Origin of the sequence: Myxococcus sp. AB036A, from assembly GCF_006547355.1 — a bacterium.
Taxonomy (GTDB): domain Bacteria; phylum Myxococcota; class Myxococcia; order Myxococcales; family Myxococcaceae; genus Myxococcus; species Myxococcus virescens.
Genome location: NZ_VHLC01000050.1, coordinates 1 through 18,863, shown reverse-complemented (window position 1 = coordinate 18,863; position 18,863 = coordinate 1). Strand labels below are relative to the sequence as shown.

The 18,863-nt window shown below is 70.0% G+C and carries 16 protein-coding genes; 10 read left to right on the top strand and 6 right to left on the bottom strand.

Annotated features, from left to right (window positions below; genetic code table 11):
* Positions 1-226: 226 nt before the first annotated feature.
* From FL344_RS20785 to FL344_RS20755, 7 genes are all read left to right on the top strand, one after another.
* Positions 227-1,330, top strand: a complete 1,104-nt coding sequence (locus tag FL344_RS20785; protein WP_141619751.1) for a porin — start codon at positions 227-229, stop codon at positions 1,328-1,330.
* Between the two features lie 108 nt (positions 1,331-1,438).
* Positions 1,439-1,528 carry a K(+)-transporting ATPase subunit F gene (kdpF, locus tag FL344_RS20780; protein ID WP_141588392.1) on the top strand — a complete coding sequence of 30 codons (90 nt, stop codon included), beginning with the start codon at positions 1,439-1,441 and terminating at the stop codon, positions 1,526-1,528.
* A gap of 9 nt (positions 1,529-1,537) precedes the next feature.
* Entirely contained in the window at positions 1,538-3,259 is a 1,722-nt protein-coding gene (gene kdpA / locus FL344_RS20775) for a potassium-transporting ATPase subunit KdpA (RefSeq protein ID WP_141619750.1), read from the top strand.
* A gap of 1 nt (position 3,260) precedes the next feature.
* Positions 3,261-5,321 (top strand): potassium-transporting ATPase subunit KdpB, encoded by a 2,061-nt coding sequence (kdpB, locus tag FL344_RS20770; protein ID WP_141619749.1) that lies wholly within the window; start codon positions 3,261-3,263, stop codon positions 5,319-5,321.
* Positions 5,322-5,335: 14 nt separating this feature from the next.
* Entirely contained in the window at positions 5,336-5,971 is a 636-nt protein-coding gene (gene kdpC / locus FL344_RS20765) for a potassium-transporting ATPase subunit KdpC (RefSeq protein ID WP_141619748.1), read from the top strand.
* A gap of 87 nt (positions 5,972-6,058) precedes the next feature.
* Entirely contained in the window at positions 6,059-7,228 is a 1,170-nt protein-coding gene (locus tag FL344_RS20760; protein ID WP_141588396.1) for a sensor protein KdpD, read from the top strand.
* Positions 7,225-9,072 (top strand): ATP-binding protein, encoded by a 1,848-nt coding sequence (locus FL344_RS20755; RefSeq protein ID WP_141619747.1) that lies wholly within the window; start codon positions 7,225-7,227, stop codon positions 9,070-9,072. Before FL344_RS20760 ends, FL344_RS20755 begins: the two co-directional genes overlap by 4 nt.
* A 112-nt stretch (positions 9,073-9,184) precedes the next feature.
* Here FL344_RS20755 and FL344_RS20750 read toward each other — a convergent pair whose 3' ends face one another.
* Together FL344_RS20750 and FL344_RS20745 are read right to left on the bottom strand one after the other, a co-directional pair.
* Complete coding sequence (locus tag FL344_RS20750; protein ID WP_141619746.1) at positions 9,185-9,652, bottom strand: hemerythrin domain-containing protein; 468 nt, start codon at positions 9,650-9,652, stop codon at positions 9,185-9,187.
* A 193-nt stretch (positions 9,653-9,845) separates the two neighbouring features.
* Positions 9,846-11,207: a sigma-54 dependent transcriptional regulator gene (locus FL344_RS20745; protein ID WP_141619745.1), complete on the bottom strand. Its 1,362-nt coding sequence runs from the start codon at positions 11,205-11,207 to the stop codon at positions 9,846-9,848.
* A gap of 70 nt (positions 11,208-11,277) precedes the next feature.
* Here FL344_RS20745 and FL344_RS20740 point away from each other — a divergent pair, with 70 nt between their 5' ends.
* Both FL344_RS20740 and FL344_RS20735 read left to right on the top strand, forming a co-directional pair.
* Complete coding sequence (locus FL344_RS20740; RefSeq protein WP_228557577.1) at positions 11,278-11,754, top strand: hypothetical protein; 477 nt, start codon at positions 11,278-11,280, stop codon at positions 11,752-11,754.
* A gap of 377 nt (positions 11,755-12,131) precedes the next feature.
* Positions 12,132-13,724: a methyl-accepting chemotaxis protein gene (locus tag FL344_RS20735; protein WP_141588401.1), complete on the top strand. Its 1,593-nt coding sequence runs from the start codon at positions 12,132-12,134 to the stop codon at positions 13,722-13,724.
* A gap of 61 nt (positions 13,725-13,785) precedes the next feature.
* On the opposite strand, the gene FL344_RS20730 is transcribed toward FL344_RS20735, so the two are convergent.
* The gene (locus FL344_RS20730) at positions 13,786-15,441 is read right to left on the bottom strand and encodes a formate--tetrahydrofolate ligase (protein WP_141588402.1); all 1,656 of its coding nucleotides are present in this window, start codon (positions 15,439-15,441) and stop codon (positions 13,786-13,788) included.
* A gap of 241 nt (positions 15,442-15,682) precedes the next feature.
* Entirely contained in the window at positions 15,683-16,099 is a 417-nt protein-coding gene (locus tag FL344_RS39215) for a hypothetical protein (protein ID WP_228557578.1), read from the bottom strand.
* A 153-nt stretch (positions 16,100-16,252) separates the two neighbouring features.
* Between FL344_RS39215 and FL344_RS20720 the strand changes: the two genes are divergently transcribed.
* Positions 16,253-17,797 carry a cell wall metabolism sensor histidine kinase WalK gene (locus tag FL344_RS20720; RefSeq protein ID WP_228565229.1) on the top strand — a complete coding sequence of 515 codons (1,545 nt, stop codon included), beginning with the start codon at positions 16,253-16,255 and terminating at the stop codon, positions 17,795-17,797.
* Between the two features lie 7 nt (positions 17,798-17,804).
* Here the strand turns inward: FL344_RS20720 and FL344_RS20715 are convergent, their stop codons facing one another.
* Positions 17,805-18,683 (bottom strand): sulfite exporter TauE/SafE family protein, encoded by an 879-nt coding sequence (locus tag FL344_RS20715; RefSeq protein ID WP_228565236.1) that lies wholly within the window; start codon positions 18,681-18,683, stop codon positions 17,805-17,807.
* Complete coding sequence (locus FL344_RS20710; protein WP_228565228.1) at positions 18,683-18,844, bottom strand: hypothetical protein; 162 nt, start codon at positions 18,842-18,844, stop codon at positions 18,683-18,685. Before FL344_RS20710 ends, FL344_RS20715 begins: the two co-directional genes overlap by 1 nt.
* Positions 18,845-18,863: the final 19 nt, after the last annotated feature.

The window sequence follows — 18,863 nt, the reverse complement described above, 5'->3', positions numbered from 1 at the left end:
ACAGCCGTCATTCAGGGCGGGGGCCGCTCGCCTTGCGTCGACGTGAGGACGGGCCCTGGCCTCGCGGGGCAGGACGCGGCGGCGGATTTCAGCGCGCACGATGCTGTCGAGCCCGTTCGTGCAAGTTGCAACCTGGAGAATGGCGGCAAGGACACAAGCCCCTGGAATGACAGGGGGCTCGTGAGCCGTGGCCGGGCACGGCGCGTGCTCTTGGGGAGACGCGACCATGCTCGCTTCTCCACTGCCATCCCTGGTGTCCTCCCTATTGCTGTCGCAGGCCCCTTCGCCGGAGCCGTCTCCCGATGCCGAAGCCACGGGCCTGCTGTCTCGCCTGGAGGTGGAAGGCGGGGTGGACGTCTACTTCGGCTACAACGCCAATCGCCCCGCCGACGGTGCCAGTTTCATCCCTGGCACGGGCACCACCGCCCTGCGGGACAACGAGGTCTCCATCAACCTCGCGTCGCTGGGCGTGTCGCTCGCGCCCGAGCCCGTGGGCTTCAAGGTGCTGCTGGGCTTCGGCACCGGCATCGAGGTGCTGCACCAGGCCGAGCCGGAAGGCCCGGCCATCGGGCCCGAGGTGTGGCGCCATCTCCAGCAGGCCACGGTGTCGTACGCGACGGGACCGCTCACGTTGGAGGCGGGCGTCTATCCCAGTCACATCGGTCTGGAGTCGTTCCAGTCGCAGCTCAACTGGAACTACACGCGCTCGTGGATGGGCGAGCTGTCGCCCTTTTACCAGTCCGGCCTCAAGAGCACCTGGGCCTTCAATGACGCGTGGAGCGCGCAGCTCCACCTGCTCAATGGCTGGCAGACGATTGGGGAGAACAACCGCGGCAAGGCGCTGGGCACGCAGGTGGCCTATGCGGGCCCGCGGCTATCCACCGCCCTCAACACCTTCGTGGGGGAAGAAGGTGACGGTGGCCTGCGACTCTTCGTGGACGCCGTGACCACCTGGAAGGTGACACACGCCTTCGCGCTGGCCGCCACGGCGGACGTGGGCCGGCAGGCGCGTTCCGGACAGTCCGCGGCCTTGTGGTACGCGGCGGGCTTCAACGCGCGGATGCAACTCTCCGACGTCGTGGCCATTGCCGCCCGGGTGGAGGCCTATCGCGACGAGGACGGGCTCATCACGGGGGCCGTCCAGACGTTGGCGGGCGGCACCCTCACCCTGGAGTTGAAGCCCGCGGAACACCTGGTCCTCAAGATGGAGGCGCGCCGCGACACCTCCACCGCAGACGTGTTCACCGGCCGCGCCACGGGAGGGGATGGCGCGCCCACGCTCGAGGACGCCGAGACGCTCGGGGTGCTCAGCGCCGTCGCCTGGTTCTGAACAGGAGCCCCGTCTCATGGACCTCGTGCTCGTTCTTGTCACCGCCGCTTTCTTCGCGCTCGCGTGGGTCTACGTCCACGGATGCGAGCGCCTGTGAGGCATTGCCTGATGACTTTCGAATACGCCGCTGGCGCCGTCCTGGCCGTGTTGCTCGGTGCCTACCTCCTCTACGCGCTGCTTCGCCCGGAGCGCTTCTAGGCCCCCGCCATGTCCTTCATCGGTTGGTCGCAAATCCTGTTGTTCTTCGCCCTGGTGCTGGCGGTGACGAAGCCGCTGGGGGCCTATCTCTTCCGTGTCCTCGAAGAGGACACCCGTCCGCTGCCGCGCGTGCTGGGCCCCGTGGAGCGCCTGCTGCTGCGCCTGTGCGGCGCGGCGGACCGGCACGAGCAGACGTGGGTGGCCTACGCGAGCTCGCTGCTGGCGTTCAGCCTCTTCAGCGTCCTCATCGTCTACGGCCTCCAGCGTGTGCAGCACCTGCTGCCGCTCAACCCGCAAGGGCTGGGAGCGGTGGGGCCGGAGTTGGCGTTCAATACGGCCGTCAGCTTCACCGCCAACACCAACTGGCAGTCGTACGCCGGTGAGTCCACGCTCAGCTACCTCACGCAGATGGTGGGGCTGGCGTGGCAGAACTTCGTCTCCGCCGCCGCGGGAATCGGCGTGGCGCTGGCGCTGGCGCGGGGCTTCACCCGCCGGCCCGGTCCGGACGGACAGAAGACGTTGGGCAACTTCTGGGTGGATGTGATGAACGCCACCCTCTACGTGTTGCTGCCGCTGTGCCTCGTCTACGCGCTCTTCCTGGTGTCGCAGGGCGTACTCCAGAACTTCGCGCCCTATTCGCAGGGGGTGACGCTGGAGGGCGTGCGTCAGACGCTGGCGCAGGGACCGGTGGCCTCGCAGGAGGCCATCAAGACGCTGGGCACCAATGGCGGCGGCTTCTTCAACACCAACAGCGCGCATCCCTTCGAGAACCCCACGCCCTTCACCAACCTGGTGCAGATGCTGTCCATCTTCGCCATCCCCGCGGCCCTCACGTACACCTACGGGAAGATGGCGGGTGATAGCCGGCAGGGCTGGGCCTTGTTCGCGGCGATGTCCGTCCTCTTCCTCGCGGGCGTGGCCGCGGTGTACGCGGCGGAGGCCCAGGCCAACCCGGCGTTGAGCGCCGCGGGGCAGGTGGCGCAGGCGGGAAACATGGAGGGCAAGGAGGTGCGCTACGGCGTCGCGGCCTCCGCGCTCTTCGCCGCTGTCACCACCGCGGCCTCGTGCGGCGCGGTGAACGCGATGCACGACAGCTTCACGCCCCTGGGCGGCCTGGTGCCCATGGTCAACATGCAACTGGGCGAGGTCGTCTTCGGCGGCGTGGGCGCGGGCCTCTACGGCATCCTCGTCATGGTGGTGCTCAGCGTCTTCATCGCGGGGCTGATGGTGGGGCGCACGCCCGAATACCTCGGCAAGAAAATCGAGGCGCGGGAGATGAAGCTCGCGATGTTGTACGTGCTCGTCTTCCCGCTCTTCACGCTGGGCTTCAGCGGGCTGGCCGCCGTGCTGCCGCAGGGCGTGTCCTCGCTCAACAACGCGGGGCCGCACGGCCTGTCGGAAATCCTCTACGCGTACACCAGCGGCACGGCGAACAACGGCAGCGCCTTCGCGGGCCTCAACGCCAACACGCCCTTCTGGAACGTCACCCTGGGCGTGGCGATGCTCGGCGGGCGCTTCCTGATGATGGTGCCCGCGCTGGCCATCGCCGGCTCCATGGTGGGCAAGAAGGTGGTGCCAGCGGGCCCGGGCACCTTCCCCACGCACGGCGTGCTCTTCACCGGTCTGCTGGTGAGCGTGATTGTCATCGTCGGCGCGCTCACGTTCTTCCCCGCCCTCTCCTTGAGCCCCATCGTCGAGCACTTCCTCGCCGGGGCCGGAAAGCGCTACTGAGATGTCCTCGCCTGCTTCGAAACCGGCGTCGTTGCTGGACGCCTCGCTGCTCAAACCGGCGCTGGTGGACAGCCTGCGCAAGCTCCACCCGCGCGATGTGGCGCGCAACCCCGTCATGTTCGTGGTGTGGGCTGGGAGTCTGCTCACCACGGTGTTGGTGGTGAAGGACGTGGTGTCGCCGCGCCCGGATGCCGCGCCGCTGGGCTTCACCGTGCAGGTGATGCTGTGGCTGTGGTTCACCGTGCTCTTCGCCAACTTCGCGGAGGCCGTGGCGGAGGGCCGCGGCAAGGCCCAGGCTGGCGCCCTGCGGAAGATGCGCAAGGAGACCACCGCGCGCCGCTGGAAGGACGGGCGCGAGGAGCGCGTGCCCGCGCCGGACCTGCGCAAGGGTGACGAGGTGATTTGCGAGGCCGGGGACCTCATCCCCGGTGACGGTGAGGTGGTGGAGGGCATCGCCAGCGTGGACGAGTCCGCGATTACTGGCGAGTCCGCGCCCGTCATCCGGGAGTCGGGTGGCGACCGCTCGGCGGTGACGGGCGGAACGAAGGTGCTCTCCGACCGGATCCGCGTGCGCATCTCCGCCAACCCCGGCGACTCCTTCCTGGACCGGATGATTGGCCTGGTGGAAGGCGCGGCCCGGCAGAAAACGCCCAACGAGGTGGCGCTCCACATCCTGCTGGTGGGGCTCACCCTCATCTTCCTGTTGGCGTGCGTGACGCTGGTGCCGCTGGCGCTCTACTCGGGCGTGCCGCTGTCGGGCACGGCGGTGGTGGCGCTGCTGGTGTGCCTCATCCCCACGACGATTGGCGGCCTGCTGAGCGCCATTGGCATCGCGGGCATGGACCGGCTGCTGCGCAAGAATGTGCTGGCCATGAGTGGCCGCGCGGTGGAGGCGGCGGGCGACGTGGACACGCTGCTGCTCGACAAGACGGGGACCATCACCCTGGGCAACCGCATGGCCACGGAGTTGCTCCCCATGCCGGGCGTGCGGATGGAGGAGCTGGCCGAGGCCGCGCAGCTCGCCAGCCTCGCGGATGAGACGCCCGAGGGGCGCTCCATCGTCACGCTGGTGAAGGACACGTACAAGATGCGCCCGCGCGAACTGCAGGCGCACCACGCCACCTTCGTGCCCTTCACCGCGCAGACGCGCATGAGCGGCTGTGACCTGGTGGACCCGCACCCGCGCAGCATCCGCAAGGGCGCGGTGGACGCCATCGTCACGTACGTCCGTTCCCAGGGCGGCGCGGTGCCGGATGAGCTGGCGCAGGCGTCGGGCCGTATCGGCGACGCGGGTGGAACACCGCTGGCGGTGACGGACGGTGCGCGATTGCTGGGCATCATCCACCTGAAGGACGTGGTGAAGGGCGGCATCAAGGAGCGCTTCGACCGCTTCCGCGCCATGGGCATTCGCACGGTGATGATTACGGGCGACAACCCGCGCACCGCCGCGGCGATTGCGCGCGAGGCGGGCGTGGATGACTTCCTGGCCGAGGCCACTCCCGAGGCCAAGCTGGCCCTCATCCGCACCGAGCAGGGCCGCGGCAAGCTGGTGGCCATGACGGGCGACGGCACCAACGACGCGCCCGCGCTGGCCCAGGCGGACGTGGGCGTGGCGATGAACACCGGCACCCAGGCGGCGAAGGAGGCCGGGAACATGGTGGACCTGGACTCCAATCCCACCAAGCTGCTGGAGGTGGTGGAGGTGGGCAAGCAGTTGCTGATGACACGCGGCACGTTGACGACCTTCTCCATCGCCAACGACGTGGCGAAGTACTTCGCCATCCTCCCGGCGCTCTTCATGGGCGTGTTCCCGCAGATTGCGCCGCTCAACGTGATGGGGTTGTCCTCGCCGTTCAGCGCGGTGTTGTCGGCCGTCATCTTCAACGCGCTCATCATCATCCTGCTCATCCCCCTGGCGCTGAAGGGTGTCCGCTACCGCCCGCTGGGCGCCGAGGCCCTGCTGCGGCGCAGCCTGCTGCTGTACGGCGTGGGCGGCGTCATCGTTCCCTTCGTGGGCATCAAGGTCATCGACGTGCTGCTCGGCGCCGTGGGTCTGGCGTGAAAGGACTTATCCCCATGTTCTCCACATTCCTCACGGCCCTGCGCACGTGCGTCGTCACGATGGTGCTCACGGGCTTGCTGTACCCGCTGGCCGTCACTGGGCTGGCGCAGCTCCTCTTTCCAGGGGAGGCCAACGGCTCGTGGGTGAAGGACGGCCGGGGCCGCGTGGTGGGCAGCGCGCTCATTGGCCAGGGCTTCACCCGGGCGGGGTACTTCCATCCGCGTCCTTCCGCCGCTGGCGAGGGCTACGACGGCGCGGCGTCCTCGGGCAGCAACCTGGGGCCCACGTCGCTGAAGCTGAAGGAACGCGCGGCGGCCGAGCTGGAGCGCCTGCGCCGGGAGAATCCGGATGCATCAGGGCCCGTTCCCGCCGAGTTGGTGACGACGTCCGCGTCCGGGTTGGACCCTCACCTGTCGCCGGAGGCGGCGCGCTGGCAGGCGGCGCGGGTGGCACGGGCCCGCGGCGTGGCGCTGGAGCGGGTGCTGAACGTGGTGGACGCGTTGGTGGAGGGGCGGACCTTCGGCGTGCTGGGCGAGCCGCGCGTCAACGTCCTGCTGTTGAATCTCGCGTTGGACAGGCGCTTCGGGCCGCTCCCGGACGCGGCGCCGGGCGTGGGGGGCGGGGGCTCGCCGGGCCAGGGCGCACCTTGAGCGGCGTGGGGGCACGCACATTCACCACGTGAGATTCACCGGGCGCGAGGGCATCCTCCGCTCGGCGTCCCACCGGATGGGCAGAGGATGACGATGACGCGGCGCTCGCGCGCGGAGGACTTCCTGGAGCTGGTGGAGCGGGGCAGGCGTGGCCGGCTCAAGCTCTACATCGGCTTCGCGGCCGGGGTGGGGAAGACGTACCGGATGCTGGAGGAGGCACACGCGCTGAAGCGGCGCGGCGTGGACGTGGTGCTGGGCTTCGTGGAGTCGCATGACCGCGCGGACACACAGGCGCTGGTGGAGGGCCTGGAGGTGGTGCCGCGCAAGCAGTACACCTACCGCGACGTCACCGTGGAGGAGATGGACCTGGACGCGGTGCTCGCGCGCAAGCCCCAGGTGGCGGTGGTGGACGAGCTGGCTCACACCAACCTTCCGGTGTGCCGCCACCGCAAGCGCTACCAGGACGTACAGGCGTTGCTGGACGCGGGCATCAACGTCATCGGGGCCTTCAACGTCCAGCACCTGGAGAGCCTCAACGATTTGGTGGAGCGCGCCACCGGCGTCACCGTGCGGGAGACACTGCCCGACAGCTTCCTCAAGGCCGCCGACCAGGTGGTGAACCTGGACCTGGCGGTGGAGGACCTGCACGAGCGGCTCCGGACGGGGAAAATCTACGCGAAGGACAAGGTGCCGCGGGCGCTGGAGCGCTTCTTCACGGAGGAGAACCTGGCCACGCTGCGCGAGCTGGCGCTGCGTGAGGTGGCGGAGAGCCTGGACCGCGCCACCGCGAGGCCGCCTCCGGGGGAGGGCGATGAAGGTTCGCAGCGGAGCGCGGCGTGGGGCCGGGTGCTGGTGGCGCTGTCCAGCTACCCCCGGCACGCGGCGACGCTGCTGCGCCGGGGCTCACGGATGGCGGGCCGGCTCAACACGGACTGGTTCGTGGTGTACGTGGAGACGCCGCGCGAGGCGCCGCACCTCATCGACGCGGAGGCGCAGCGGCATCTGCTGACGAACATCGAGAAGGCGAAGGAGTTGGGCGCCGAGGTGGTGCGCCTGAGGGCTCGGGACCCGGTGGAGGGCATCCTGGACTTCGCGCGCTCGCACGGCGTGGGCCACATCATCGTCGGCCGTTCGCATCAGCCGTGGTGGAAGCAGCGGCTGGGGCGCGCGGTGGACATGAGGCTGGTGCGTGAAGGCCGGGGCTTCGACATCCACGTGGTGGCCTTCGAGCCGCGCGAGGAGGGACGCCGCCCATGACGCTGCGAGCCCGGTTGTTGTTGGCGCAGGCCCCCCTGGCCCTGGCGCTGTTGTTGGTGGGCATGGTGGCCGTGGTGACGTTGTCCCAGTTGGGGCGTTCTGGGCCTCGGGTGCTTCAGGACAACTACCGCAGTGTGCTGGCCGCGCAGGAGATGATGGCGCAGTTGGAGCGCATGGACAGCGGGGCGCTCTTCATCATCGCGGGTGAGCGGCAGCGCGGGCTGACGCAGCAGGCGGCGCAGCGCGAGCGCTTGGAGTCGCAGTTGCGGGTGCAGGAAGGCAACGTCACCGAGCCCGCCGAGGACGCGGCGACGCTCCAGTTGCGCGCGGCCTGGCGGCGTTACCAGGAGGCCTATGACAGGTTCCTCGCCCAGTCGTCGCCGGAGGCGGCGCGGGAGGTGTACTTCGGTGTTCTCGAACCGGCCTTTCAGGAAGTGACGGGAGCGGCCCGGGCCATCCTGGACCTGAACCAGGACGCCATGGTGCGCAAGAGCGAGGCGTTGCAGCGGCAGAGCGCGCGGGTGAACACGGTGATGGTGGCGGCGGTGATGGTGGCCTTCGTGGTGGGGTTGTTCGCCTCGCAGTCGCTGACGCACCGGGCGCTCCGTCCGGTGTCGGTGCTGTCGCAGGCGGTGCGGCGCCTGGGCGAGGGCGACTACGCGGCGCGCGCGGTGGTGGAGGGACAGGACGAAATCGCGCAGGTGGGGCGGGACTTCAACGCCATGGCGGAGGCGCTTCAGCAGTACCGGCGCAGCAGCCTGGGTGAGTTGCTCCAGGCGCAGGCGGCATCACAGGCGGCCATCGACAGCCTGCCAGACCCGGTGGTGGTGTTCGGCGCGGACGGAGGGCTGCTCAACGTCAACCGCGCGGCGGAGGACGTGCTGCGGCTGTCGCTGGAAGCGGGCGGGGACATGCTGGGGCAGGTGGTGCCGGAGGCGCGCGCGGTGCTGGAACGGGTGCGTGAGCACGTGTTGACAGGGCGAGGGGCGTATCAGCCGCGCGGGTACGAAGAGGCGGTGCGGGCGCCGCTCCCGGACGGGGACCGATGGCTGCTGGCTCGGGGAAGTCCGGTGCATGGCGAGTCAGGGGAGGTGGTGGGGGCCACGGTGATTCTCCAGGACGTGACGCGGCTGCGGCGCTTCGACGAGCTGAAGAACGACCTGGTGGCCACGGTGGCGCACGAGTTCCGCACGCCGCTCACGTCGCTGCGTATGGCCCTGCACCTGGTGACGGAGGGCGTGGTGGGGCCGATGACGGAGAAGCAGGCGGACCTGTTGTTCGCGGCTCGCGAGGACTCCGAGCGGCTGCAGGGCATCGTGGATGACCTGCTGGACCTGTCGCGCATCCAGGCGGGGCAGCTCCAGTTGGAGATTCGCCGGGTGCCCGCGGAGGCGTTGGTGGACGCGGCGCTGGACGCACAGCGCGCGGCGGCGGAGGAGCGCGGGGTGCGGTTGTCGAAGCAGGTATCGCTGGATGTGGAACTGGTGGACGTGGACCCGGAGCGGCTGGGGTTGGTGCTGGGGAATCTGGTGGGAAACGGGGTGAAGCACACGCCCCCGGGAGGCGAGGTGGAGGTGCACGTGTGGCAGGAGTCGCACGGGGTGCGCTTCGAGGTGCGGGACACGGGGGCGGGGATTGCCTTGGAGCAACAGGCGCGCATCTTCGAGAAGTTCTACCGGGCACCCGGCGCGCCTGCGGGAGGCGCGGGGCTGGGCTTGTCGATTGCGAAGGACATCGTCCAGGCACACGGCGGGGAGATTGGCGTGGTGAGTACGCCCGGCCAGGGCAGCACGTTCTGGTTCACGCTGCCCCGGCGGGAGGCGCCCGGGCCGGCGAGCGCGTGAGGACGTGACGCGGGGGAGCTGACCGCTGCCTGCTGAGGAGCGGTGTGCCTCAAGGCAACACCGCGCCCTCGTCTTCACGCTGCTTACGCCCCCGTGCGTTGCCCCCAGGCCCTCAGGCGGTCGCCTGGCCCTGGAGCTTCTGCATCTCCTCGCGGCGGACCTCGGAGGCGGTGCGGACGATGTCCTTGCACGACATGCCCAGGTCCTCCTCGGTGACCTTCTGACCGAGCTTGGGCAGCACGTCCCGTTCCTCCATCGTCACGTGCTCCTTCACCACCTTCTCCAGTTCGCCGAACAGGGAGACCAGCTTCTGCGGGTCGTTGCGCGCGCGAATCATCTGGGCGATGAGCTCCGTCATCTCCCCGTGCTCCTCGACGGAGTCCTGAATCAGCTTCTCCTCCACCACCCGGCGCGCAGCGGGGTACACCCAGCGTTCTTCAATCGTGGTGTGCAACGTGAGCGCCTCCGCGAGCTGGATGCCGAGCTCTCGCTTGCTCTCGTCGTCCTTCGCCGCGCGACAGGCATCGAACAGCGCTTCCACCTCGCGGTGCTGCTGAATCAACAAGTCAATCACGTCCACGTCTGCGCTCCTTGGAATCGGTTCGGTGTCCTCCAAGGCTCCGCATGCGCGCAGGACGCTGCAATCGCCGCTCCAGGCACGCGGCGGAGCCCCGCCCGGTCGGCTTCCCGGAAACTCCGGCCCGGCACGCGTGCGACCGCTGTGCCTGGCTTGCGCGTTCTCGGCTGACGTGGATGTGGGAATTCGGGGCCCTTCAGCCCTCGCCCGACTCGTACTTCTTCCGCTTCCGCCACAGCGTGGACGCGTCGATGCCCAGCACCCGCGCCGCCTCATCCAACGTGGGCGCCGAGGCCATGACGCGCAGCACGTGCTCGCGTTCGATGTCCTCCAGCGTATGCGGCCCGCCCAGGGTCATCACCGGACTTCCCGCCGCGGCGATGCGGTCGGGGAACGCCTGTGGCTCCAGCACCTCCGCGGGCCAGACGATGAGCGCTCGCTCCATTGCATTCCGCAGCTCGCGCACGTTGCCCGGCCACCCATAGGCCAGCAGCATCTTCTCCGTCGCGGGCGACAGCTCCGGCGGTGGGCGCTGCGCCGCGCGAGCGAAGAAGGAGACGAAGCGACGGGCCAGCGAAAGCAGGTCCTCCGGCCGCTCCCGCAGCGACGGCAGCTTCACCTCGATGACGTTCAGCCGGTAGAGCAGGTCCTCCCGGAAGCGCCCCTCGGCCACGTCCTTTTCCAGGTCCCGATTCGTCGCCGCCACCACCCGCACGTCCGCCTTGCGCGTGCGTCCCTCGCCCAGCCGTTCGAACTGCTTCTCCTGAAGGAAGCGCAGCAGCTGCGCCTGGAGCCCCGGACTCATCTCCGCGATTTCATCCAGGAACAGCGTGCCCCCTTCCGCCGCCTCCACGCGTCCCGGCTGGTCCTTCACCGCGCCGGTGAACGCGCCGCGCACGTGGCCGAACAGCTCGCTGGCCAGCAGTTGCTCGGACAGCGTGGGACAGTTGACGGTGACGAAGGGCCGGCGCCGCCGAGCGCTCATCGAATGCAGCGCACGGGCGAGCACCCCCTTGCCGGTGCCACTCTCTCCCCGCAGCAGCACCGCCGCGTCGGACGCCGCCGCGCGCGTCAACAGCCCGATGGCCGCGTGCATCGCGGGCGAGGCCGTGTCCAACGTGGCCTCTGGCACCGCCTGGGAAAGCTGCCCCTCCAGGCTCTCCAACTGCGATGCCAGCTCCCGGTGCCGCCGCGCCTTCTCCACCACGTGGCGAATCTGCGCGGGCGTGAAGGGCTTGGGCAGATAGTCCCGCGCCCCGCGTCGCATCGCCTCCACCGCCGTGTCGAACGTGGCGTAGGCGGTGATGAGCACGACGTCCAGGTGGGGCGACTCGGCCAGGAGGCGCGGCAACAGCTCCATTCCGCTGGCCGTGCCGAGCCGCAGGTCGACGAAGGCCAGGTCGGCGGGGCCTTGCGCCAGCGCGGCCAGCGCGGCCTCGGGGGTGGCCGCCTCGCGGACCTCACAGCCGAAGCCCTCCAGGCACACGCGCAGGGTGTGGCGGATGTTCCGCTCGTCGTCCACCACCAGCACCCGCATGGGGCGCTCTCGGATGTCCATGTCTTTATCCTAGGAGCAATCCGCGCCGCCGCGCGGTCAGACTCCCGCGCAGCGTGCGGGAGCACGCGCAATGGCAGCCCGGCTGTTGGCGGTTCCCGCACATCCGCTGCACTCCGTGCTGGCGTTGCTCTCCGGTTTGGGCTGGAACAGGGGGCGTATGCGCTTGATGGGGATGATGGCAGGCGGCCCACCGCCCGAAGACGGTGAAGAGGAGAACGTCTTCTCCCGAGCCCGGGGCCCCTCGCTGGCCGAGAAGCGGACTCGGAAGGCCGTGCTCGTGGGGCTGGTGCTGCTGTTGCTGGCCGGCGTCTGGCTGTACCTCCAGGGCGGGGAGAACCGGGCGCTGAACGCGCTGTCACCCGCGCAGCGGGCCTCGCTCTTCCAGGAGACGCGCGACTCCTTCCGCGAGATGTGCATGGGGGATGCGGGCACCAGCCGCTTCCCGAGGCGCTGCGCGCAGATGGCGGACTTCCTCACCCGCTTCACGGAATGTGACGCGACCTGCCAGCAGGAGATTGCGCCCGCGCTCCAGCGCTCCGTGCGCTGAGACGGGGCTCCACCGGGGAAGCGACGGCCTGCCCTCCTACCCGGAGCGCGTGGTGAAACCAGGCCATGGGTTGGAATGATCTCCCGCAGGTGGGGTCGGGTCCTACCCGTCTTTCATGGCGCTCCGCGTCCGTCTGAATGACACGGGTGGTGAGAGTTACCAGCCCGCAGACAGTTGGCTATCCTACGACGCGCGGCGTGAGCACCGGCCGCGCGGGTTTGTGGCTCCCACGGGAGTTCACGGAAGGATGGCGACATGTGCTGGCGCAGCGGGCCCTGGAAGACGGGGTGGCTCTTCCACAGCCGGATTCTGGCCGCGGCGCGCGGCGTGGAGTCGCGGGCGTTGAAGGGTGCTCACGGTAGCGGGGAGGCCAGCGGGTGCGTCTGAAGCTCAAGCAGAAGATGATGTTGTTGCCGGCCGTTGTCGCGGTGTTCCTGGTGGCCATCCTGGTGGCGTTCATCGCCCTGGGCGCGCGCTCCGGTGGCGTGTACGCGCGCATCAGCAGCTCGCAGGTCCCCACCATCGAGCTGAACCGTGAGGTGATGCACCGCTTCCCGGGTCTGCACCGCAACGTGCTGGCGGCGGTGGCGGCGAAGGCGGGCGGGTTGGAGCCGCTGCGCGCGGAGGTGGACGAGCTCCAGTCGAAGCTCGACCTGACGAGGGCCGTACCGGGCGCGAACCTCCAGCGGGTGGATGAGCTCAAGTCGTCCCTGGCCACGTACTGGAGGAACTCCAGGGCGGCGGTGACGTTCGCGGTGGAGGGGGACGAGAAGGCGGCGTCCGCGCTCGCGAGCGTGGAGTCCCTGGCCGCGGGGCTGTCCCATGAGCTGGAGAGGGCCGTGGAAGCGGATGGCCAGGCCATCGCGACCTCCTACGCGGAGGTGGCCGGGCTGCACCGCGCCACCACCTGGACGGTGTGCGTGCTGGTGCTGTTGTGCATCGCGCTGACGGTGGGACTGGCCTACTGGCTGCACCGCGAGGTGACGCTGCCGCTGGCGAAGCTGACCCACGTGGCCACGCGCATCGCGGAGAAGGGCGACCTGACGCAGGCCATCGACGTGAGCGCCCACGACGAGGTGGGCGAGCTGGCGCGCGGCTTCCAGGTCATGGTGACCCGGCTGCGCAACGTGCCCACCACCATCCAGACGGTGGTGACGGACCTCACGAACGCGGCGAAGACGCTGACGCAGGCCAGCCAGGAGCAAGTGAACTTCCTCACCAATCAGTCCCGCAGCCTCACCGAGGCGAGCACCACCATCGCCGAAATCGCGCAGACGTCCAGCATGGCCGCCAGCCGCGCGGAGATGGTGCTCCGCGTGGCGGGACAGGCGGATACGTTCAGCGCGTCCGGCCAGGAGTCCATCGAGAAGAGCGCCGAGGGCCTCCAGCAGATTCGCCAGCGCGTGGGCGCGCTGGTGGGCAGCATCGCGCACCTGAGCGACCAGGCCGTGCATGCCGGTGAAATCATCGGCAGCGTGAAGGACCTGGCGGACCAGTCCAACGTGCTCGCGCTCAACGCGGCCATCGAAGCGGCGCGCGCCGGGGAGCAGGGCCGGGGCTTCGCGGTGGTGGCGCGGGAGATGCGCTCGCTCAGCGGCCAGTCGCTGCAGAGCACCCAGCGCATTGGCAAGATTCTGCTCGAAATCAACCAGGCCATCCGCCAGACGGTGGGCATCGCCGAGGGCGACAGCGAGAAGATGGAGGAGGGCATCGAGCAGGTGCTCGCCTCGGCCAACACGCTGAAGGAAATCACCACCGTGGTGCAGGAGAGCAGTCAGGCCGCGCGCCAGATTGTGGCGTCCGTCACCCAGCAGAACGCGGGCATCGCGCAGATGACCGAGGTGATGACCACGCTGTCCTCCATGATGGCGGACGTGGTGACGGCCACGATGACGGCCGAGCAGGCGGTGACGCAAATCAACGCGTCGCTGGGACAGCTCCAGGAGCTGTCCACCGGCTTCCGCATCTGACGCTGCCTCGGGGCCGCGAGGGTGCCACCGTCCTGGGTGGCACCCCGGCTTGGGGCTCGGCTCACTCCCCCTGCATCAGCCCGGTGACGCGCCCGTCGTCGTGGACGGTGACGCGGCGGGCAGCGGGCTCGCGTGGCAGGCCGGGCATGGTGAGGATTTCTCCAGTGAGCGCCACCATGAAGCCCGCGCCCGCGGACAGCCGCACCTCGCGCACGGTGAGCGTGAAGCCGCGCGGCCGTCCCAGCTTCGTGGGGTCATCCGACAGCGAGAGGTGCGTCTTCGCCATGCACACGGGCAGCCCGGCGCCGCCCAGCTCGCGCACGGCGTCCAGGTCCTTCTTCGCGCTCGCGGTGAAGGCCACGTCGTCCGCGCCGTAGACGGTGCGGGCGATGGCGGCCACCTTCTCCTCGGGCGACTGCGCCACGTCGTAGAGGAAGCGCGGCTGGGGCGGCGCGGCGTCCGTGCCGTCCAGCATCTCCAGCACGCAGTCGGCCAGCTCCAGCGAGCCGTCACCCCCTCGCGAGAAGCCATCACACACGGCCGTCTCCACGCCACGGGCCTTGCCGAAGGCGCGCAGCTCTTCCAGTTCGGATTCGGTGTCCTGCGGGAAGCGGTTGACGCACAGCACGGCCGGCAGGCCGAAGGCGGCCACCGACTCCAGGTGCTTCTCCAGGTGCGCGAAGCCGCGAACCAGGGCCTCGCGGTCCGGCTCGGCCACGCGCGCGGGGGAGGCGCCTCCGTGGTGCTTCAGCGCGCGCAGCGTCACCACCAGCACCACGCCCCGGGGCCACAGCCCGCTGCTGCGGCACTTGATGTCCAGGAACTTCTCCGCGCCCAGGTCGAAGCCGAAGCCCGCCTCCGTGATGACTTCATCCGCGTAGGCCAGCCCCATGCGCGTGCCCATCACGGAGCTGCACCCGTGCGCGATGTTGGCGAAGGGGCCCGCGTGCACCAGCGCGGGGCCGCCCTCGCGCGTCTGGGCGAGGTTGGGCATCAGCGCGTCCTTGAGCAGCGCCACCATGGACGCCGCCGCGTCCACGTCGCGCGCGCGCACCGGCTGGCCGTCCCGGGTGTGGCCGATGATGACGCGTCCCAGCCGCGCCTCCAGGTCCTTCAGGCCCTCCGCGAGCGCGAGGATGGCCATGACCTCGCTGGCGGCGGTGATGTCGAAGTGGTCCTCGCGTGGCACGCCCTGCGCCTTGCCGCCCAGGCCGACGATGACGTTGCGCAGGAAGCGGTCATTCATGTCCAGCGCGCGCCGCCAGCGCACGCGCGTGGCATCCAGGGCCACCGGCTGGCCGTAGAAGACGGCGTTGTCCACCAGCGCGGACAGCAGGTTGTTGGCGCTGGTGATGGCGTGCAAGTCCCCGGTGAAGTGCAGGTTGATGTCGGCCGCGGGCTCCAGGCTGGCCTGCCCGCCGCCGGTGCCGCCGCCCTTCACGCCGAAGACAGGGCCCAGTGACGGTTCGCGCAGGGCCGCCACCGCGCGGCGCCCTCGCTTGCGCAAGCCCATGGCCAGCGCCACGGACATGGTGGTCTTGCCTTCGCCTGGTGGCGTGGGGTTGATGGCGGACACGAGCACCAGGCGTCCCTGCCGGCCGCCCCGCTTGCCGAGCGCGTCCAGCGACACCTTGGCGCGGTGGGTTCCCCACGGCAGCACGTCTTCGGGAGACAGGCCCAGCTCGGCGCCCACATCGGTCATGGCTCTCAGCGTCATGCTGGGAATGTCCGTGCGGAACTGGCAGCGGTCAACGGCGGAGACGCGTGCCTGCTACAATTCAGGGCCGTGAAGACCTTCGCTCGTGTGTCTGGATTCCTGCTCGTTTGCATGAGCGGCGTCAGCCCCGTGCTGGCGGCGGACCCGCGCGACATCGAGACGCGGTCCGATGTGTCTGTCGGAATGGATGTCGGGCCCGCTGGTCGCAGGTCCCATCACCGAGGACTGCTCCTAGCGCGCGTCAGTCCAGGCGGAAGCCTTCGGGGGCCCGCGGGTCCTTCCTGTCATACATGTTGAGGTACAGCACCACCGGCTTCTCGAGTCCCTCGTAGCTGACGACGTACACGTCGAGCATGCCGGTCCCGAAGGGCGAGCCCTCCGACTCGAAGGCGCAGCAGCTTCCTTCCCGCTCGTAGCGGACCTTCTGCCCCTCTGGCCCCCGCAGGTGCTGGAGGTATTCGTGTTCCCCTTCGACGCCGCCGCCCACGTGGATGGGGTCGTCCTTGCTGTAGCCATATCCGGAGGGCGCGCTGGGCGTGGCCTCGGGGGCCGCCGCTTCCGTCGCGGGCGCGTCCGGCCGGGTGGCGCCGGCGGTGGATGCACAGCCCGTGGCCAGCACGGGCACCAGGAACAGCATCGCGAGGCGGGAGGTCGTCATGTGGCGGAAGCCTACCGCTTTCGCACGGCAAGCGGCCTGGGAGTCGGAGCCCCTTCGGCGGTGGCGGACGAGCAGGGGGGCCCCTTTCATGCCCTTGGCGGGCGCCGCATCTTTCCGCCGGAAATGTCCCGCCAACGAGGCCGAGGAGCGCCCATGTCGAAGGCCCACATCCATGAGGAAGGACGGAGCGGATGGGGCGCGCCGGGGCCTGCCGAGGCCCGTCACCCGAGCGGGGCCGACGTCGTTCCGGGGCTGCTGAGCTTGGGGCAGGCGCTCCAGGCGGCGCTCATCGTCGACGCGCACGGACGCGTGCTCTGGATGGACGATGCGCTGACACACGCCACCGGACCGCAGGGTGAGCCCTTCCAAGGGCGTCCCGTGGCCGCGGTGCTCGCTCGGCTGCCCTGGCTCGCGCAGGCGATGCGGCCCGCGCTCCAGGGCAAGGCCGGTGTCCACGAGGAGTCGGGCCTGAAGGCCTTCGTCCTGCCCGTGTTCGATGAGCAGGGGACATTGTTGGGCGCCTGCGCGCGCCTCCAGCTTCCTGAGTCCTCGATGGGGCAGGTCGCCGAAGGCGGTCTGACGCGGCACGCGCCGGAGAGCCTGGCGCACATGAACTCGGTGCTGCGCGCCACGTTCGACTCGATTGCGGAAGGCGTCATCGTGGTGGACCTGAACAAGCGCGTCACGGCCTTCAACAAGCGCTTCCTCGACATCTGGGGGCTGACCGAGGAGATGATGGTGGACCGCGACGCGGAGCGGGTGCTGGTGCGCGCGGCGGGCGGCGTGAAACACCCGGAGTCGTTCACCTCGCGAATCCGGGAGCGCTTCGAGCCTTCCGAGCAGGTGGACGTGGAGACGGTGGAGCTGCTGGACGGGCGCATCCTGGAGCGCAAGTCGCTGCCGCAGCGGATGGGGGGCGCCATCATTGGCCGCGTGTGGAGCTACCGCGAGGTGACGGCGGAGCGGCAGGCCGAGGCCGAGCGCGAGCGGCTGCTGCGCGAAGCCCAGGAGGCCATCCGCGTGCGGGACGACTTCCTGTCCATCGCCGCGCACGAGCTGAAGACGCCGCTCACGCCGCTGAAGCTGCACCTCCAGATGCTGCGGCAACACGGCGCCGAGGGGGACGGGGCCTCCGCCCGGCACGTGGACAAATCGTTGATGCAGGTGAGCCGCCTGACGGGATTGGTGAATGACCTGCTGGACACCTCGCGCATCCAGGAAGGGCGGCTGACGCTGAAGCATGGGCCCGTCGTGTTGCAGGAGCTGGCCCATGACGTCGTCTCCGAGATGCGCCTGTCCAGCGCGCACCACCGGGTCGAGTACGAAGCGCCGGAGGCGCCCCTGGTCGTCCTGGGGGATGCGGACCGGCTCGCGCAGGTCCTGGTCAACCTGATGGAGAACGCCTTCAAGTACAGCCCCAGTGGGGGAACGGTTCGCGTCCGGGTGGCTCGGGAGGACCGCCACGCCCATGTCTCCGTCCAGGACGAAGGCATCGGCATTCCGCGGGACCAGCAGGCGCACCTCTTCGAGCGCTTCTTCCGCGCTCGCAACGCCCCCATCTCCGGCTTTGGTGGGCTGGGGCTGGGGCTCTACATCTGCGGGGACATCGTCGAGCGGCATGGCGGCCGTCTGTGGGTGGAGAGCGTGCTGGGGCACGGCTCCACCTTCCGCTTCACCGTGCCGCTGGCGTCCACGTGACGGTGCCTCACCGGGACAGGGCCTGCGCGGCCTGACGCTGGCGGGCCACGCGCAGGCGCCACACCGTTACGGGAATGCCCACGGCAAGAGGCGCCACGCTCCAGAGCCACAGCCGCTCCGTCCATACGCGCTCACGCAGGGGCGCGGGGGCCTGGGCGCTCAGGAGGAAGGCGGCGGTGGTCAGTACGAACACGGCGAAGCCCTTGCGCAGCAACGCGGGGGACACGCGCCCCGCGAGCCTTCCGCCCACGAGGCTGCCCGTCATCGCGGCCAGGAGGACTTCGCCGGTGAGCATCCAGGGCAGGTCCAGGTGGCCCAGGTGGCCCACCAGGCCGGCGGCGCACTGGAGCGCGATGACCACCAGGGACGTGGCGGTGGCGACTGGCATGGGCAGCCCCGCCAGTGACAGCGCGGGCACGATGAGGAAGCCGCCCCCGGCGCCCACCAGTCCCGACAACACGCCCACCGCGATGCCCTGTGCGAGCACGCGGGGAGCGGGGAGCGGGGAGACGCTGGTGGCGGCGGGCCCGGCTTCCCGGCGGCGAAGCATGGCCACGGCGGCGGCCACCATGACGCCCGCGAACAGGAGCAGCAGCGTGTCGGGCGCGAGGTGGGGATTGAGCCGGCCACCGAGGAAGGCCCCGCCCATGCCCCCTGCGCCGAACACGAGCGCGGTGCGCCAGCGGACGCGGCCCGCGCGCGCGTGGAGGAAGGCGCCACTGGCGCTGGTGACGCCCACCACCACCAGGGACATGGCGATGGCCGTCCGAGGCTCGACGCCGAGCACGTAGATGAGCAGCGGCACGATGAGGATGGAGCCGCCACCTCCGAGCAGACCCAGCAGGATGCCCACGAGCATCGAGCCCGCGATGCCCGCGTACAGCATCACCGCTCGCCTTCCGCGCGCGCGACGGCGAGCAGGTCCCGGTAGGTGCGCAGCAGGTGCTCGAAGGCGGCGGTGTCCCGGACATCCGTCGGCCGCGCGGCCTGGAGCGCGTCGAGCACGGCGGTGAGTGCTTCCCGAGACGGGGTCGTCAGGGGGGGCACGGTGGGACCTGTCTCTTAT

What these genes read in the sequence shown, in the direction of transcription:
- FL344_RS20730 (WP_141588402.1), bottom strand. Translation starts at nt 15,441, where the DNA reads ATGACGCTGAGAGCCATGACCGATGTGGGCGCCGAGCTGGGCCTGTCT.
- FL344_RS20785 (WP_141619751.1), top strand. Translation starts at nt 227, where the DNA reads ATGCTCGCTTCTCCACTGCCATCCCTGGTGTCCTCCCTATTGCTGTCG.
- kdpC (WP_141619748.1), top strand. Translation starts at nt 5,336, where the DNA reads ATGTTCTCCACATTCCTCACGGCCCTGCGCACGTGCGTCGTCACGATG.
- FL344_RS39215 (WP_228557578.1), bottom strand. Translation starts at nt 16,099, where the DNA reads ATGACGACCTCCCGCCTCGCGATGCTGTTCCTGGTGCCCGTGCTGGCC.
- FL344_RS20715 (WP_228565236.1), bottom strand. Translation starts at nt 18,683, where the DNA reads ATGCTGTACGCGGGCATCGCGGGCTCGATGCTCGTGGGCATCCTGCTG.
- kdpB (WP_141619749.1), top strand. Translation starts at nt 3,261, where the DNA reads ATGTCCTCGCCTGCTTCGAAACCGGCGTCGTTGCTGGACGCCTCGCTG.
- kdpF (WP_141588392.1), top strand. Translation starts at nt 1,439, where the DNA reads ATGACTTTCGAATACGCCGCTGGCGCCGTCCTGGCCGTGTTGCTCGGT.
- FL344_RS20720 (WP_228565229.1), top strand. Translation starts at nt 16,253, where the DNA reads ATGTCGAAGGCCCACATCCATGAGGAAGGACGGAGCGGATGGGGCGCG.
- FL344_RS20745 (WP_141619745.1), bottom strand. Translation starts at nt 11,207, where the DNA reads ATGGACATCCGAGAGCGCCCCATGCGGGTGCTGGTGGTGGACGACGAG.
- FL344_RS20740 (WP_228557577.1), top strand. Translation starts at nt 11,278, where the DNA reads ATGGCAGCCCGGCTGTTGGCGGTTCCCGCACATCCGCTGCACTCCGTG.
- kdpA (WP_141619750.1), top strand. Translation starts at nt 1,538, where the DNA reads ATGTCCTTCATCGGTTGGTCGCAAATCCTGTTGTTCTTCGCCCTGGTG.
- FL344_RS20760 (WP_141588396.1), top strand. Translation starts at nt 6,059, where the DNA reads ATGACGATGACGCGGCGCTCGCGCGCGGAGGACTTCCTGGAGCTGGTG.
- FL344_RS20755 (WP_141619747.1), top strand. Translation starts at nt 7,225, where the DNA reads ATGACGCTGCGAGCCCGGTTGTTGTTGGCGCAGGCCCCCCTGGCCCTG.